Source organism: Streptomyces sp. NPDC047841 (genome assembly GCF_040704085.1).
In the GTDB taxonomy this organism is placed as follows: domain Bacteria; phylum Actinomycetota; class Actinomycetes; order Streptomycetales; family Streptomycetaceae; genus Streptomyces; species Streptomyces argyrophylli.
The window spans coordinates 220,274-235,775 of the sequence record NZ_JBEYRP010000007.1 but is presented as its reverse complement, the minus strand read 5'-3'; the positions used below and the strand labels follow the sequence as shown (position 1 = coordinate 235,775).

General features: G+C 73.8%; 17 protein-coding genes and 1 pseudogene. 9 read left to right on the top strand and 9 right to left on the bottom strand.

The genetic code is table 11. From position 1 onward, the window contains the following. Positions 1–46: 46 nt before the first annotated feature. Positions 47–745, bottom strand: a complete 699-nt coding sequence (locus AB0947_RS13520; RefSeq protein ID WP_366750498.1) for a hypothetical protein — start codon at positions 743–745, stop codon at positions 47–49. 306 nt (positions 746–1,051) lie between these two features. Here AB0947_RS13520 and AB0947_RS13515 point away from each other — a divergent pair, with 306 nt between their 5' ends. From AB0947_RS13515 to AB0947_RS13500, 4 genes are all read left to right on the top strand, one after another. After that, positions 1,052–1,450 carry a tetratricopeptide repeat protein gene (locus tag AB0947_RS13515; protein ID WP_366750497.1) on the top strand — a complete coding sequence of 133 codons (399 nt, stop codon included), beginning with the start codon at positions 1,052–1,054 and terminating at the stop codon, positions 1,448–1,450. Positions 1,451–1,522: 72 nt separating this feature from the next. Further along, on the top strand, positions 1,523–1,951 hold the full coding sequence (locus tag AB0947_RS13510) for a hypothetical protein (RefSeq protein WP_366750496.1): 429 nt from the start codon (positions 1,523–1,525) through the stop codon (positions 1,949–1,951). A 465-nt stretch (positions 1,952–2,416) separates the two neighbouring features. After that, the gene (locus AB0947_RS13505; protein WP_366750495.1) at positions 2,417–2,788 is read left to right on the top strand and encodes a hypothetical protein; all 372 of its coding nucleotides are present in this window, start codon (positions 2,417–2,419) and stop codon (positions 2,786–2,788) included. 316 nt (positions 2,789–3,104) lie between these two features. Then, positions 3,105–4,064, top strand: a complete 960-nt coding sequence (locus tag AB0947_RS13500) for a D-2-hydroxyacid dehydrogenase family protein (protein WP_366750494.1) — start codon at positions 3,105–3,107, stop codon at positions 4,062–4,064. Positions 4,065–4,103: 39 nt separating this feature from the next. On the opposite strand, the gene AB0947_RS13495 is transcribed toward AB0947_RS13500, so the two are convergent. Next, on the bottom strand, positions 4,104–4,694 hold the full coding sequence (locus AB0947_RS13495; protein WP_366750493.1) for a DUF2087 domain-containing protein: 591 nt from the start codon (positions 4,692–4,694) through the stop codon (positions 4,104–4,106). Positions 4,695–4,948: 254 nt separating this feature from the next. On the opposite strand from AB0947_RS13495, the gene AB0947_RS13490 reads away from it, so the two are divergent. Then, entirely contained in the window at positions 4,949–5,236 is a 288-nt protein-coding gene (locus AB0947_RS13490) for a chaplin (RefSeq protein ID WP_366750492.1), read from the top strand. Positions 5,237–5,341: 105 nt separating this feature from the next. Here the strand turns inward: AB0947_RS13490 and AB0947_RS13485 are convergent, their stop codons facing one another. From AB0947_RS13485 to AB0947_RS13455, 7 genes are all read right to left on the bottom strand, one after another. After that, positions 5,342–6,208, bottom strand: coding sequence for a tyrosinase family protein (locus AB0947_RS13485; protein WP_366750491.1), 867 nt, complete (start codon positions 6,206–6,208; stop codon positions 5,342–5,344). Continuing rightward, on the bottom strand, positions 6,192–6,686 hold the full coding sequence (locus AB0947_RS13480; protein WP_366750490.1) for a tyrosinase family oxidase copper chaperone: 495 nt from the start codon (positions 6,684–6,686) through the stop codon (positions 6,192–6,194). Before AB0947_RS13480 ends, AB0947_RS13485 begins: the two co-directional genes overlap by 17 nt. Positions 6,687–6,859: 173 nt before the next feature. Beyond that, complete coding sequence (locus AB0947_RS13475; RefSeq protein WP_366750489.1) at positions 6,860–7,372, bottom strand: hypothetical protein; 513 nt, start codon at positions 7,370–7,372, stop codon at positions 6,860–6,862. A gap of 304 nt (positions 7,373–7,676) precedes the next feature. Beyond that, positions 7,677–8,180, bottom strand: coding sequence for a DUF5949 family protein (locus tag AB0947_RS13470; protein ID WP_366750488.1), 504 nt, complete (start codon positions 8,178–8,180; stop codon positions 7,677–7,679). A gap of 158 nt (positions 8,181–8,338) precedes the next feature. Then, positions 8,339–8,626 carry a hypothetical protein gene (locus AB0947_RS13465; RefSeq protein WP_366750487.1) on the bottom strand — a complete coding sequence of 96 codons (288 nt, stop codon included), beginning with the start codon at positions 8,624–8,626 and terminating at the stop codon, positions 8,339–8,341. A gap of 132 nt (positions 8,627–8,758) precedes the next feature. Continuing rightward, entirely contained in the window at positions 8,759–9,961 is a 1,203-nt protein-coding gene (locus AB0947_RS13460) for a hypothetical protein (protein WP_366750486.1), read from the bottom strand. A 170-nt stretch (positions 9,962–10,131) separates the two neighbouring features. Beyond that, entirely contained in the window at positions 10,132–10,371 is a 240-nt protein-coding gene (locus tag AB0947_RS13455; protein ID WP_366750485.1) for a chaplin, read from the bottom strand. A 213-nt stretch (positions 10,372–10,584) separates the two neighbouring features. On the opposite strand from AB0947_RS13455, the gene AB0947_RS13450 reads away from it, so the two are divergent. The 4 genes and pseudogenes from AB0947_RS13450 (at position 10,585) to AB0947_RS13435 (ending at position 15,305) form a co-directional block, all read left to right on the top strand. Further along, positions 10,585–10,932, top strand: coding sequence for a hypothetical protein (locus AB0947_RS13450; protein WP_366750484.1), 348 nt, complete (start codon positions 10,585–10,587; stop codon positions 10,930–10,932). A gap of 57 nt (positions 10,933–10,989) precedes the next feature. Then, positions 10,990–12,150: pseudogene (locus AB0947_RS13445) on the top strand (glycosyltransferase); the annotation flags it as partial. A 368-nt stretch (positions 12,151–12,518) separates the two neighbouring features. After that, entirely contained in the window at positions 12,519–13,940 is a 1,422-nt protein-coding gene (locus AB0947_RS13440) for an exopolysaccharide biosynthesis polyprenyl glycosylphosphotransferase (protein ID WP_366750483.1), read from the top strand. Between the two features lie 3 nt (positions 13,941–13,943). After that, positions 13,944–15,305 carry an O-antigen ligase family protein gene (locus AB0947_RS13435; RefSeq protein ID WP_366750482.1) on the top strand — a complete coding sequence of 454 codons (1,362 nt, stop codon included), beginning with the start codon at positions 13,944–13,946 and terminating at the stop codon, positions 15,303–15,305. Positions 15,306–15,502: the final 197 nt, after the last annotated feature.

Sequence of the window (15,502 nt, the reverse complement as noted above, 5' to 3'; positions counted from 1 at the left end):
CGCAGGTCAGACCAGCAATTGCCTCACCTCGCGCCTGAAGTGGTCCTCAGTTCTCACCGTGCAGTGCGCTACTGATCTCCAGAAGGCGCCCCTCGGGCAGAGCGAAGGCGTTGCTTGGGTTGCGGTAGGAGTGCCCACCGTCGTTGATCCAGACACCGCCCGCCGACCTCCACCGAGCGGGAGCCCATTGGCCCTGGTTCTCAAGAAGCATCCTTGCGACCTCAGCGGGCTCCTCGATCAGGGTGAGAGCGGCGAGCGCTGTGGTGAGGGCCGCGGTTGCATCGTCGGGAAGCAGCACGTCGCCGAGGGTGGGGAAGAGCAGCAGGAGACGGGCGTCGGCATCCCCCATGCCTTCTGGGGCCGACTGTCGAGCAGCGGACAACAGTTCTGGCCAGGCCATGCCGGGCCCCATGAAGTGACCGTCGTCCACGGCGAGGGTTTCCGCTTCGAGCCAAGCCGGCTGATGTATCAGATAGTCCACACCCCGTTCGTCCACGAAGTTGCGGTAGACGACGTAGATGGTGTGACCGGAGTGCAGCGGCACGGTGAACACCGGCCACTCATGCTCGGCGGACAGTGTGCGATAGAGCTCCGTGGCTGCATCCCAGTCGGCACCGAACGCGGCTCGTTGTGCGTCCTCCCCACGCAGGCAGGAGCCGAGGTGCACGGGCCAGAACAACGGGTCGTCCAAGTAGGCGTCACCTTGGACCAAGGGCCCGCCTTCGTATCCGGGGATCTTGAGCACGTGCAGATGATGGCACGCGGGACAGCCACGGCGTCAGGAGCGAGGTTCAGCCCTCTTCCGTCTCAGTTTCCGTCTCATTCAGCGCCGTTCGCAGACATGCAGACGAGACCGAAGCCAGTAGCCGCCACCTCAACCGGCCGCCCATGAACGCCGGTGAACTGCCCCGCCCGAGGCGCCCGCAGCACCACCACAGTCGCAAGCGTGCACGTGCGCCCGGGGTACCGTGCTGGTCATGTCAGCCGAACGTGTCTGTCCACGCTGTGAGCAGAACTGTGTCCAGCCCTACCGTTTCAGGGCCGATGGGGCATGCTTCACACTCTGCACCGAGTGCGACTCACTGTGGTGGCCCCACGAGACGATCAGCGTCGCGCAAGCGCAACGTCAGCCACGCCGTCGAGCAGCCTGAGCCGAGGCACGCGACCGCCGAGGAGGCGTCATCGCGAAACCCATCCCGACACCCTGCAATGCCGCAACAACCTCGCCTTCGCCTACGCGTCGGCCGGGGATCCGAGCCGGGCCGTCCCACTGTTCGAGTCCACCCTGACTCAGTGTGAGCGGGCACTGGGTCAGACCCGCCCGGATACGTTGCAGAGCCGCGACAACCTCGCGCACGCTCGCCGTGCCGCCCGAGCCGTACAGCGGCGAGGTGCACCGGCTACGGCAGCCGCCCCCCTCCCCCAACGTCCGCCGCGGGCTTCGGAGTAACGGCCATGGCCGGCATCGCCCGGTCTGGATCCGAGGGAGTTTGCCGCCGACGCGAGCGGCAAGGCGGAGTCTATGAGTCAGTCGAACAGCGGCACGAATGGAAGTTCCGTATCCAAGCGGGGTGCGTCCGCCAAGGCGCGGCAGGCCACGGCGAAGGCGACTGCTCCCGCGTCACAGGCGGCGGACAAGGCGGCCGAGAAGGCCGGTGACGCCGCGTCGGCGGCTGCCCGGAAGGCCGGACCCGTGGCCTCGGCCGGCACGGCGGTCGTGCACAGCGCGGCCGAACGTGTCCAAGCCGGACGCCAGGCCGTCGTCGCCGCCTCGGGACAGGCCGCGGCCCTCGCCAAGACGGCATGGACGGTGATCGCCCACCGAAAGGCCCTCGCCGCCGGTGTGGGCGCGGGCTTGTCGGCGCTGGGTGCCACGTCCTACCTGGCGGGTCGTCGCGCGGTGCGCCGCACGCACGGTCCCCTCACCCGGCTCACCGGCGGGCGGATCTGAGCAGTAGCCAGGAGCTGCGGCCGGGGGCAGGAACGGCAGCGCTGACGGCAACGACGGCGGGCGGCAGCGGCACTCGGCGCTCCAGCGCGGCGCCGTCGAGGTGCCGGCGGCGCACGCCGACGACGTCCGCTCGGGTCTTCCAGGCACCTGGCCGCAGCTTCGGGTCCCGCCGCGATGCCGGTCCAGCCCTCCCACCTGGGAGGGCTTTTCGCTGATCGGATCAGCGGAGCATGCGGCGTGAACGTCTTCGCTGGTCAGCCCAGCAATGCCAGATTCCCTCACTTTCCTGAAGCCGGCCGCCGCCCCGCAACGGGTCACGGCGGCCCTCGGTCGCCTGGATGTTCATCAGGCGATCATCAGAGGGGACCGACCTTTGCCCTGCAGTACCTCAGGCGCGTTGTCACGACGCTGGCCGCCGCAGCATCTCTCGCGCTCGCCGCACCGACGAGCGCACACGCGGGAGCCATGGGCTCGACGCCCGTGCGTACGTTCGAGTACAGCGTGGGCGGTATGACCGTGAAGGTGCCGACCGGTTGCATGTTCACGCACATCATCCGCGGCAGCGGCAGGAAGATCACGTATCAGAACGCCGGTGTCGACTGCGCCTTCGTCGCGGCCCTCAGCAGCGGCTTCTGCAACTGGCGCATCGACTTCACCTACGCCGACACCAACAACCGCACCTACCGCACCTCACGAGGCAAGACGCACAGTGAGTGCAAGATCGACCCCATGCGGAACAACTCTCCCCAGACCCTTCCTCGTTATGGCAGGACGTGTGCTCGCCTCTACGTCAACGGCGTGCGACGCGTCAGCCAGTGTCACCACATCACCAAGTGAGCCGGCCATGAGTGAGCAGGAGCGGGGCCCCGGGCAGGGGCACGCGGAGAGCATGCGTCGGCGGTGGGTCGGTGGGGGTGCGTTCGTGGTGGGGCTCGTGGGAGCCCTGGCCTTCTTCGCGTTCTTTCCCGGCCTTCCCCATGTCATCGACTGGGGAGCAGTGCTCGTGGGCCTCGGTGTGGGCGGGCTCATGCGGTGGGGGTGTGTGGCCTGGCTGGGCAGGCGGGGGAGGTGAGAGGGGACGGCCAGTGGTGGCGGACCGGCTGGGAGGGGTGTTCAGGGGCGCGCTAGAGTCGCCGGACGGGAGGGAGATCTCGTGCGACTTCGCTGTGTGGTGCTGGACGACTTCCAGGGTGTGGCGACCCGGTCGGCCGACTGGTCGGTGATCGAGGACCGGGTGGAGGTCGTCGCGCTGCGCGAACACCTCGCGGGAGAGGACGCCCTCGCCGCGGCGCTCGCCGAGTACGACATCGTCGTGACCTTGCGTGAACGCGTCCCTTTCCCCGGCTCGCTGATCGCCCGCCTCCCCCGGCTGAAGCTGCTCATCGCCTCCGGGATGCGCAACAGCGTCATCGACTACGCCGCCGCCGAGGCGCACGGCGTCACCGTGTGCGGTACGGCGAGTTCCAGCACCCCGCCGGTCGAGCTGACCTGGGCGCTGCTGCTCGGTCTGGCCCGTGGGATCGTGCAGGAGAGCAACGCGCTTCGCGGTGACGGGCCCTGGCAGTCGGCCGTCGGCGCCGATCTGCACGGGCGCCGGCTGGGCCTGCTCGGTCTGGGGAAGATCGGCGGCCGTGTCGCCCAGGTCGGCCTCGCCTTCGGCATGCGCGTCAGCGCGTGGAGCCAGAACCTCACCGAGGAGCGCGCCGAGGAGGTGGGCGTCGAACTCGCCGGGTCGAAGGAGGAGTTGCTACGGGACAGCGACTTCGTGTCCGTGCACCTCGCCCTCGGCGACCGTACCCGTGGTCTCGTCGGCGCCGCCGAGCTCGCCCTGATGAAGCCGACCGCCTACCTCGTCAACACCTCCCGCGCCGCGATCGTCGACCAGGACGCGCTGCTGGCCGCGCTGCACGAGGGCCGTATCGCCGGCGCCGGCGTGGACGTCTTCGACATCGAGCCGCTGCCGGACGGTCATCCGATGCGCACCGCGCCGCGCCTCCTCGCCACGCCCCACCTCGGCTACGTCTCCCACGCCAACTACACGACGTACTACGGCCAGGCCGTGGAGGACATCCAGGCCTATCTGGCGGGCTCCCCCGTACGCCGGCTGCCCTGAGAGGCGGAGCCGGGCGGGCGGCGCGGTACGGCGGGCCCGTCAGGCGGCCTCGGGGCGCACGCGTTCGTAGACGCCCTCGCTCCGGCGCAGTTCGTGCAGGTCCACGAGGTACCGCCGGAGCGTCACATGGTCGATGTCGTCGGAACCCTCGCACCAGGCCCGCAGTCGCTCGTTCACGACCCGCTCCGGGTAGGCGACCCCCGGCTCGAAGGTCCGCTCCGCGATGTGCCGCAGCACCTGCTGCTTGCGGGTCCACCGGGCCGGCAGCCGGAGCAGGCGCCCGCCCCGGACGAAAGTGGCCACCGCATCGCCCGCGGCGGGGCGCGCGGAACCCTCCGCTCCCCGCGGGCGGGCCAGCGCGCGCAGGAGGTCGTGGGCGACGGCCAGGCCGTCCTCCGGTCCGTCGGTCACGGCGCCGTGCTCGCGCAGTCTGAGCAGGGCGAGGGCCGTGTCCTTGAGCGGGAGGCCTGCCGTCTCGGCGACCTGCCGGGTGCTGCGCGCGCCCAGCGCCACCGCCGCGAAGGCCCGCAACCTGTTCTCCTCGGCGAGCAGGCCGATCAGCTGCCGCGACCGCTCACCCGCGTCGGGAACGTCGCCGGGAGCGCTGTCAGGAACGTTGTCCGTGTCCATACCGGGAGGGTAGGGGCGGGCCCCGGCCGACGCCCGTGAATAAATCCCGGCCCCGCGCAGCCGCCCCCTCCGTCTAAGCGGCGCCACCCCTTCTGTCGAAGCGGCGTCACCCTCTCCGTCGAAGCGGCGCCGCCCTGCCGTTGAAAGGGTGATCCGCCGCTGATCACCGTGACCAGCTCCGTGCGGGGCCGTTGAACGGGAAGTGCGGCGGCGGGCCTGCCGCCGCGCTTTCCGAGCTACAAAAGGAGAACGTGATGTCTCGCATCGCGAAGGCAGCCGCTGTCGCTCTCGGTACCGGTGCCGTGGTGGTCGGCGGGGCCGGGCTGGCTCTGGCCGACGCGGGCGCTCATGGCGCCGCCCTCGGTTCGCCCGGCGTGGTGTCCGGCAACGTGGTCCAGGTTCCGGTGAACATCCCGGTCAACGTGTGCGGGAACACCGTCGACGTCGTCGGACTGCTCAACCCGGCCTTCGGCAACGCCTGCGTCAACCACAGCGACAAGCCCGGCAACCCGCGTCCGGGTCACGACGGCTACGGCAGCTGAGCCGACCGGCGCGACGGGCACGACAGCACAGCGCACCACGCACGACAGGGAAGGGCCCCGGCACTCCGAGCTGCGGGGCCCTTCCCGCGTGCGGGCACGTGCCGCTCACGCGTACCGGTAGATCCGGCTCACGTCCTCCAGCTGGTCCGGTGTCTCGTCCCACGGCGGCAGCTTCTCGTGCCGGGCGACGACCCGCTGGTGCTGCTCGTCGGCGACGCCGGGCGGTTCGGCCGGGAGGTAGCGGTGGCTGCGGTGCGCCCGCTGCCAGCGGTACCACTGCAGGTCGAGGAAGGCGTGGTGCAGCCAGAACACGGGGTCGTTGACGGACGCGCCGCCGAGCATGGCGCCGCCGACCCAGCGGTGCACCCGGTTGTGGTTCTTCCAGGAGCCGCTGCCGCTGCCGGGCCCCCAGCCCTCCAGCTTGTTGCGGAAGCCGTTGCGGGCGGTGGAGTCCCAGGGCCGGGCGTCGTAGACGGGGTCGTCCAGCGCCCAGTTCAGCTCGCTGCGGGTGGGAAGCTGGAGCGGGGCGGCCGAGCGGCCGAGGTCCCGGGTGAGGAACTTGCCGTCGGTGACGCCCTCCCTCAGGGTCCAGTGGCCCGCCGCGTAGGCGAACGGGCCGGTCGTCACCTGCCGGTCGGAGCGGCGCCCGTTCCCGCCGAGCAGGTCCTTGGTCCACGGCACGGAGGTCGTCGTACGGTCCCGGGTCCAGTCCCAGTACGGCACCGTCACCGACGAGTCGATCCGGCGCAGCGCCCGTTCCAGTTCCAGCAGGAACCTGCGGTGCCAGGGCAGGAAGGACGGCGCCATGTGGGCGGTGCGCAGGCCGTCCTCGCCGTCGGTGGTGTAGAAGTCGATGTGCAGGCGCACGAACTCGTCGTACTGGCCGCGTCGTTTGAGCGTGAGCAGCGCGTTCACGAACCGTCGCCGCTCGTCCGCGGTGAGCGTGCTGACGTTCTTACGCACGTACGCCATGCTGTCCCCCCATGTGCGCGTGCTCTCCCGGGCTCCCGCCGGTGAGCCGGCCCGGCGCGAGGTCGCGCAGCTCCCGGCCCGGTCCGATCTCGTCCACGGCCGCCCGGGTCGCCTCCAGCGGTGTCCGGTACGACGTGTAGTGGTCGACCATGCTGAGCCAGGTGCCGTCGGCCCGGCGCATCAGGTGCAGCGGGCGGCCGTCGACGGTGATCCGCCACTCGCCCCCGTCCGCCTGGCGCCCCGCGGCCGGTACCAGGACGCCCTGGATACGGCGGCCCCGATAGGTCTCGTCGAAGGAGCTGCCGCCGGAACTCCCGCCCGACGGCGCGGGCCGGGAGGCGGCGACGACCGGGGCCAGCCCCAGCGCCGCCGTGGAGGCCAGCAGCCTCCGCGCCACCTCCCTCCGGGACGGTCTCGCCGCTCCCGCTCCGGTCCGCTGCTCCGCACCGACCGCCACTTCGCCGACACCGACGACCATGCTCGCTCCTTGTCCGGGATCAGATTCCGTACCGGCTAACCGGCCGAGAGCGCGTGGGGTCACTGAAGCGAAGCCGTACGGCGGGTACGGCCGCCCGGCTGGGGTCTTCCGTTCGGATCAGGCCGGGCCCGGCACCGGACCCCGCGAGCCCGGCATGATCCGAACGAGAGGCCCTAGAGTCCCGGGCCCGTGCCCAGGTTGCCGTCGGCGACGGTCCGCAGGACCGGGGCGAGCACGCCGGCCTGGGGCAGCTTGGCGGCGGGGAGGCCGAAGTTGCCTCCGTCGGGCGCGGTCAGGGGGGCGTCGAGGGACAGGCCGGGGGCGAGGGCCCGCAGGTCGCCCGCGGGCGCGTCGACGTCGAGGTGGTCGAAGCCGTCGCCGAGGAGGTGCGGCAGCGGAGCCCTGGCGTCCAGGCCGGGCAGCCCACTGGTCACCGGCAGCTGGGGCAGGGTGCGGTCGGGCAGGAGCCGGCCCGTGACGTACCGGGGTCCGTCGGGTGCGCCCGGCTTCGGCAGCGGCAGCTCGGCGGCGAGCCTCGGCACCTCCATGCCGAGCGCCGTGGAGGCGCCGCCCAGGGGCACCGGGACGGGGACCGTGCCGGCCGCCGCGGCCGGGCCGGCGGCCCCCACGGTGGCCGCGATGCCCGTGACGACGGCGGCGAGGGTTCCTCGGGTGGTCGGCTTCATGTCAGGTACGGTCCCTTTCAGGAGGCGGGGTGTTCGACGTCCGCCGGTATGCGGGGGCCGGCGTCCGTACCGCGTAACGAGCGGAAAACGCCTATATTTCGGAATTCGCCCGGGTGCCGTAATAGTCGGCTCGTCGGTCAGCACCGGATTTCGGCTGCCCCGGGGGCTGAGCCCGGGTTCTCCGGCGGCTCGAACTCGTGCACGGTGACGGCCCGGGCGGCCGGCGGCCCGGCCGCACCGCTGACGACGGGCGGCGGGGCGGGACCGCGGCCGGCGTCGGCGCCGGCGCCGGTGTCCCGGTGGATCAGACCCGCAGGCCGCGGGCGGGTAGATAGGCGTGCGCGGCGGCGTTCGTCGTCTCCGGGGCTCCTGCGAACGCGGCCAGCTCCGCGCCCCCGGCCGGCCGGCGGGGACCGGTCGAGGGACAGACGCGCGTGGTGAACATGAAGTAGGTGTAACCGAGTTTCTCGACCGCCCTCAGCCACTCCGCCGGCGGGGTGACCTGGGTGGTGACGTGCGGCATCTGCAGGACGATCTGGCCCGCGACGACCAGCATGCCGACCTTCAGGCTGGGCCGGGTGGTGCCGTCGACCGGGTCGCCGCCCACGGGCAGGCCCATCTCGTCGAGGAGCCGCGCCACGGCGGCGGACGCGCCCTCCGGGCCGTCCGGGCCGTCACCCAGCGAGCAGGCGAGGAGACACGGCGTCCTGCCGTCGCCCTCCTCGTTCCTGGCCATCCAGGCGAGCAGGGCGAGCGTGCCTAGGTCGGCGGCGCGGAAGGGGCGGATTTCGCTGGATACAGAGGTCACCGCGCGACCATATCGACGGGCCGTGGCGTGACCCGGCGGCTTCTCACCCTTCCGGAGCAACCCCCGGGGCCGCTCCACACGATCGAGGGACGGGGGCCCCGGGCACGCACCGGGGCCGGTCCGCGTGGATGCGGTACCGGCCCCGGCGGGAACGGGCGTCAGTGCTGCAGGGGCAGGCCGCCGAGCAGCCCCCGCTGGTTGAGGGTGGTGGTGACCCCCTTCACGCTGCTGAGCACGGAGTCCTTGTTCTCCGTGTTCAGCGCGTCCGACTGGTGCTGCAACGGCATCAGGTCCCGCACGGCGGGCGGCTTCTCGGCCAGCTCGGCGAGCGCGCCGTTGAGGCTCATCGGCGGCAGGTGCCGTGCGTCGTAGGCGAACGCGGGTGCGGCGACGCCGGCAAGGGCCACGGAACCGGCGACAACGGCGGCGGCCTTCAGGGACTTCATCGTGTTCCTTTCTTCGGCAACTCACGTCACCCGGGGGATTCTGACGCCCTGCCTAACGATGTCCGGCCGGGGCGGAAACCCCGCACCGAGAAGACATATGAAATTGCCGTACGGTCCGGTGAATCGCCCACGTCAGCCGGTCGTCGGCCGGCCCGACACCGCGGGGAGGCTGGGCAGCGGGACGAGGGAGGGCAAGGACGGCAGGGGCGCCAGGGACGGCAGGGATTCGACAGTGGGGGTGGACGCGTCCTTGCCGAGGAGGGTCGTCCCGAGCAGGTCGACCAGGCCGGACACCACGTCGGTGGCGGACGAGAGGAGCTGGTCGAGGTGGTCGGTGACCGCCTTCACCAGGTTGTCGATCGCGGTCTGCAGGGCGGAGAGCGCGTCACTGGCGAGGTCGCGGGACGAGGGCAGCTTGGCGATGCCGCCGTGCCGTGTGGCCGCCCGCGCGGCCAGGGCCACCGGGGCGGCGGAGGCCGCGTGCGCGACCGGCGACGCGGGGGCGGCGGGGGCCGCGGGTTTGGCCGGGGTGCTCGGTACGGCGGCGGGCTTGGCGGAGGTCGTCGAGGAAGCCGGGGCGGTGGGCGCGGCGGGCTTGGCCGAGTTCGCCGGGGACGCGGGGGCCGTGGGGGCGGTGGAGGCCGCCGGAGTGGTGGCCGCTGCCGGCTTGGCGGACGTCGACGACGACGCGGGCGCGGTCGGCGCGGCGGTGGCCGTGGGAGCCGCGGGCTTCGCGGAGGCCGCCGGTGACGCGGACGCCGTGGGCCTCGCGGAAGTCGCCGCAGGCGCGGACGCCGTGGGCGTGGCCGTCGTCGGTTTCGCCGGTGCCGTGGACGCCGCCGGAGCCGTGGGTGTCGCGGGCTTCGCCGCGGTCGTGGGCGTGGCCGCCGTAGGCGTCGTCGCCGTGTCGGTCGCCGGCTTCGCCGCGGTCGTGGGCGTCGTCTGGGCCGCGGGCTTGGCGGGCGTCGCGGGCGCCGCCGCGGGCTGGACGGCCGCCGTCGCCGGGGCGACCGGCTTCGGGTCGGTGGCGGCCTTGGCGACGGCCGCCTTCGCCGCCTCCCCGAGCCTTCTGGCCTCGTCGGCGGGGAGCTTGCCCCGCTCCAGCGACCGGTTGACCAGATCCACGACCGGATCGAGCGCGGAGTCCGTCTGGCCCAGGGCTCTCACCTGGGCGAGCAGCTTCTCCTTGGCCGCGGCCGGAACGGGCGCCCGGGAGGCGGCACGGTCGTGTTCCCGGGCCGCGTCGGCAGCGACCGCGACCGGGCCGGTGATCCCGACCAGGACGGACGCGCAGAGAACGGTGGACGCAAGACGCCGGGCCGGCACATCGCGCATGGGTGTTCCTCTCGGTGGACAGTGGGACCTGACCCCACCGTCGATTCACCGATCGCTCACCGCAACCGCTCACCCACCTGCTGTGACCCGTCTGGAGCACGAAACCGGCCGCCCACCCCGCGACGAACGAGCGGGACGGACGGCCGGCACCGAAGGGTGGCGCCCCGACGTCAGTGGCTGACGCAGGTGTTGCCGAACGCCGGGTTCAGCAGCGCGATGACGTCCACCGTGTTACCGCACAGGTTGATCGGCACGTGGATCGGAACCTGAATGGCGTTGCCGGACAGCACGCCGGGCGAGCCGGCGGCGACGGCGCCCGCACCGGCGTCGGCGGAGGCCACGCCGGCACCGCCGGCGACGGCCGCGACGGCGGCGGAGGTCAGGACCAGGCCCTTCGCGATACGCGACATGGAGAGGTGCTCCTTGGGGTCGACACAAACATCCGGGCGGGATGCCCGGCGTTGTGTCAACGCGTGGCGCTCCCGGGAGTTGTGCCGCCAATGGAGTGACAGGCGGGCGACACGCCTTCACGACTCCGACGCAGGTGCGCGGTTTCTGATGGTTGGTCCGGTCAGCCGCTAGGGTTGCGGCCCTCCGCAGCACATGCGAAAGGGCTCGCCGTCATGCGCACGTTCCCGGGCCCGCCGCCGCGTACGACGGCGGGCGCCTCCGCCGCCCTCCCCATCCGCGCGACGCGCACGCCGTCCCCCGCTCCCCGGCGTACGCCCGTCGCGCGGCGCGACCGCGTCCCTCCCCCGAACGACGTACCCGGCCCCACGATCAGCGCACCGGGTGACGTACCCGCCCGGCGGGTTCCGGCCTACGCCGACACGCTCGGCCACGACCCCGGCGTGTGCGATCTCGGCCGGGCTCTGCGACGGGGCGGTGACCAGCCGGGCTCCCGGCTCGTTTCCCACGCGGACGCGGCACGGGCCGGCGCGCTCTTCGCCGCCGCCAACGCCCTGAGGTAACGCACGCGTTCACGACCGCAGTCCCGAGAGCGCCCCCGTGAGCGAGGTAACCCGCGAATGCACCATCCAGCACCCGACCTTCGGCCCCGGGTCCTGCACCTCGCGCAACCCGTCGACGGCGGTGTCGCCCGGGTCGTGCTCGACCTGGCCCGCGCCCAGCTCGCCGCGGGCCTGCGGGTCACGGTGGCCTGCCCGGGCGGCGCACTCGCCGCCGGCCTGCGCGAGCTGGGCGCCGACGTCCGGGACTGGCGCGCGGGCCGGTCCCCGGGTCCCGGCCTGCCGGGCGAGGTACGGCGACTCGCACGCCTGGTCGACGAGGTACGGCCCGCACTGGTGCACGCGCACAGCGCGAAGGCCGGCCTGGCCGGGCGGCTCGCCGTCCGCGGGCGGATCCCGACCGTGTTCCAGCCGCACGCCTGGTCCTTCGAGGCGGTCGGCGGCCTCACCGCGGCCCTCGCCCTGCGCTGGGAGCGGTGGGGGGCGCGCTGGGCGGACCGGGTGGTGTGCGTCAGCGAGGCGGAGCGTGCGACAGGTCTGCGCGCCGGGGTACGCGCGGCGTACGCGGTCATCCCGAACGGCATCGACACGACCCGCTTCGCACCGGCTCCGGCCACCGGCACCTCCGCGGTCCCCGCGCTGGACGGCACGGTTCACGCCTCCACCACCGAGGACCACCCCTTCGACACCGAAGCCGAAGACCGCCCCCTCGTCGTCTGCGTGGGCCGCCTCTGCCGGCAAAAGGGCCAGGACGTCCTGCTGCGCGCTTGGCGGGACGTCCTGGGCGCGCTGCCCCGGGCGAGACTGGTGCTGGTCGGCGACGGCCCGGACCGGGAGGGCTTACGCCGACAGGCGCCCCCGTCCGTGGAGTTGGCCGGTGCCGTCGCCGACCCCGTCCCCTGGTACCGGTCCGCCGACCTGGTGGTGCTGCCCTCGCGCTGGGAGGGCATGGCGCTCGCCCCGCTGGAGGCGCTGGGGTGCGGCACCCCCGTCGTCGTCACCGATGTCGGCGGCGCCCGCGAGAGCCTGCCGCCGGCGCTCGCCGCGCACTGTCTGGTGCCGCCGGAGGATCCCGTGGCGCTGGCCGGCGCGATCACCGCGCTGCTGTCCGACCCACCGCTGCGCGCGGCGCTCGGCGACCAGGGCCGCGGGCACGTCCTGTCGACGCACGACGTACGGCACACCGCCGAACGGTTCGCGGCCCTCTACGGCGAACTCCTCCGCACCACCGACACGGGCGCCGGTGCCGCCGGCACGAGCCTCGGCACCACCGACACCGACTTCGGCACGGCCGACACCGGCTCCGACATCGCCGACACGGGCACCGGCATCAACACCGCCGACGCGGACCCCCACACCGCCGCCCCAGCTCCCGGCCGCCCCGCCGACATCGCCTCCGGCACCCTCGCCCCCAGGCCCGGCCCCGGCACCCTCACCCCCGCCCCCGGCCCCGCCGGCACCGCCCCCGGCACCGCCCCCGGCACCACCGTCCCCGCCCCCGGCAACGCCGCTCCCCGCCCCGTCAGCCCGTCCGGGGCCGGTGGAAGCGCCCGGCCCGTGTCCCCCGAGTGCAGGGAGTCCATCCCCTCGTGACTGCGGAAAGCACCGTTCCCTCCCCCGGCTCGCAGCCATGGGACCACGGATTCTCGCCCGTCTCGGTGTTGCCGGCCCGCGCCGCCGGCGGCTTCCGGTTCCCGGTGCGGCGCCCACCCGCGCGCCCCGCCTCCCCACTGCCGCTGCTCGCCGCCGATCTGTTCGCCGCGCTGGCGGGCGCGGTCGCGCTGGACGAAGCCGCCCGCCGGCCGGTGCTCGTCGCCGCCCTGGTGTCCGGCGCGCTGCTGCTGCGCCCGTACTCCGCGCGGCCGGTGCCCGGTGTGCTCGAAGAACTCCCCGTGGTGTGCGGGCGGATCGCGGTGGCCTGGCTGGGCCTCGCCGCGCTGCTCGCCGCGCACGCCCCCGAACGCGCCCTCACCGCCGGGACCCTGCTGCTGGGCTGGGCGCTGCACGCGGCGGCGGCCGGCGTGGGCCGGGGCGCGGTGTACTGGCGGCGCCGGGTCGTACTGCGCCGCCACCCGCGGCCCGCCCTGGTGATCGGGCCCGCGGCGACCGCGCAGCGGGTGGCCGCGGCACTGCTCCGCCGGCCGGGCTGCGGGGTGCGCCCGGTGGGCGTGGTCGCGGAGGACCCGGACGGCGCCGGCGGACTGCCGGTGCTCACCACCGGCGAGGAAGTGGAACGGGCGCTGATCCAGAACGGGGTCCAGGTCGTCCTCACCGTCCACCCGGCCGTGCGCACGGAGAAGGGGCCGCTGTTGCGGGCGCTCGCCGAGTCCGGCTGCGCGCTGTGGGAGGTGGACGCGGACAGCCCGGCGTACGAGGTGCGCGACCAGCTCGCCGGGTTCGCCGTGCGCCGGCTGGACCTGGGCGCGCGGCGGCGGACGAGCGTGGCCAAGCGGCTGCTGGACGTGGCGGTGTCCGGGGCGCTGCTGGTGCTGGTCAGCCCGCTGCTGGTGGTGTGCGCGGCGGTGCTGCGGCTCACCGGCGGTCCCGGGGTGGTGTTCCGGCAGGAGCGCATCGGCAAGGACGGCCGTCCCTTCACGCTGCTGAAGTTCCGCACCCACCGCCCGGCCGACGAGCACGAGGCGGCCACCCGGTGGAGCGTGGCCGACGAGCGGCGGATGAACCCGTTCTGCCGGTTCCTGCGGCAGGCCTCGCTGGACGAGCTGCTCCAGCTCTGGAACGTCTTCCGGGGCGACATGAGCCTGGTCGGCCCGCGCCCCGAACGGCCGTACTTCGTCGCCCGGTTCAGCCAGACCTACCCGGGGTACGCGGCACGCCACCGCATGCGGACCGGCATCACCGGGCTCGCCCAGATCAACGGGCTGCGCGGCGACACCTCGATCGAGGACCGGGCCCGTTTCGACAACGCCTACATCGACAACTGGTCGCTGTGGCAGGACGTCTGCATCCTGCTGCGGACCGCCGCCGCGCTGGTGCGGTCCACGGGGAGCTGACCGATGGCCCTCCCCCTGCCGCTCCGGCACCCCGCGCGGCTGTCCCCGGTCCTGCCGGTGGTGGCCGTCGTCGCGCTGCTCGCGCTGCCGGTCGCCCCCGGCGACGAGGGCGGCGCGGGGCCCGCCGACGCGGTGTCCGCGCTGGTCGTCGTCTTCTGCGCGGTACGGCTGCTGCGCGCGCGCCGCCGTCCGCTCGGCCGGACCGCCGCGCTGCTCCTCGGGCTGCCGGTGCCCGGTCTCGCGCTGGCCGCGCTGCACGCGGTCTCGCCGGGCGCCGGGCTCACCGGCCTCGGCCGTTACCTCCAGGTCTTCGTGCTCGTCCCGGCCGCCGTCGTGCTCCTCGTCCGTGATCGGGCCGACCTGCGGCTGCTGGCCTGGGCGTTCGTGGCGCTCGGCGGCTGGCAGGGGGCGGTCGGCGCGCACCAGTACGTCACCGGCACCGGCGCCTCCTACCAGGGCCAGGACGTCCGCGCGGTCGGCACCTTCGGCGTGTCGGACGTGATGGGCATGGCCACGGTGGTGTCGTTCGGGCTGGTGTGCGCGGTGGGTCTGGCGCTCGGCCGGACGTCGCCGAGGGAGCGGACGCTCGCCGTCTGCTGCGCGCTGGCCCTGTCGGTTCCGCTCGCCCTGTCCTTCAGCCGGGGCGCCTGGATCGCGACGGTGGTCACGGTCACCGTGCAGCTGGTGCTGTCCGGGCCGCGCCGGGCGCTGAGGGTGGGCGCGGCGGCGGTGGCCGCGTGCGTGGTGCTGGTGGGCGGGCTGGGCGTGGGTACGGCGATGCTCCAGGAGCGGATCGACAGCATCACGCGGGTCACCGACGCGCCCGACCAGTCGGTCACCGACCGGTACACGATGTGGGCCGCGGCCACCGGCATGTGGCGCGACCGCCCGCTGACCGGCGTCGGCCTGAAGGGCTTCCCCGAGTACCGCGACGGCTACGCCTCGCTCGCGCTGTCCTCGGGCAGCGACACCGAGGGCGCGGGCGCGGCGTTCCGCCGGCAACCGCTGTTGTCCCCGCACAACATGTACCTGCTGGCGCTGAGCGAACAGGGCCTCATCGGGCTGCTGTGCCTCGCGGGCGGCTGGCTGGCCCTGCTGGCGTGCGCGCTGCGCGGCCTGTGGCGGGCCCGTGCGCCCGGCGGCCGGGGCCTGGACTGCGCGCTGGTCGCCTGCGGGCTGCTGGTGTGGCAGCTCGTGGACTTCGCGTACGCCGACATCGGCGGCCCGTCGACCGTGCTGACGGCGGTGTGCTTCGGCCTGGTCGCCTGGTGGGCGCTGATCGGCGGCGACCAGGCGGGCTCCGGCGAGCACACCGCCGTACCGGCCCGGCGGGACAGGCGGCCGGGGCAGGCGGTACTGCGATGAAGGTCCCGGCGCCCTGTGCGCGCCCCGCGTCCCACGCGTTCCGCGCCGGGCCGCGCCCCGCGAGGCGGCCGAGATGACCACGCCCAGGACCGAGGGGACGCCGACCCCGGAATCCGGCGCCGCACCAGGACCGGGTGCCTGCCGTCCGGCGCTCGGGCCGGCACGGGACACCGCGTCCTGCCCGCCGGCGCTCGGCA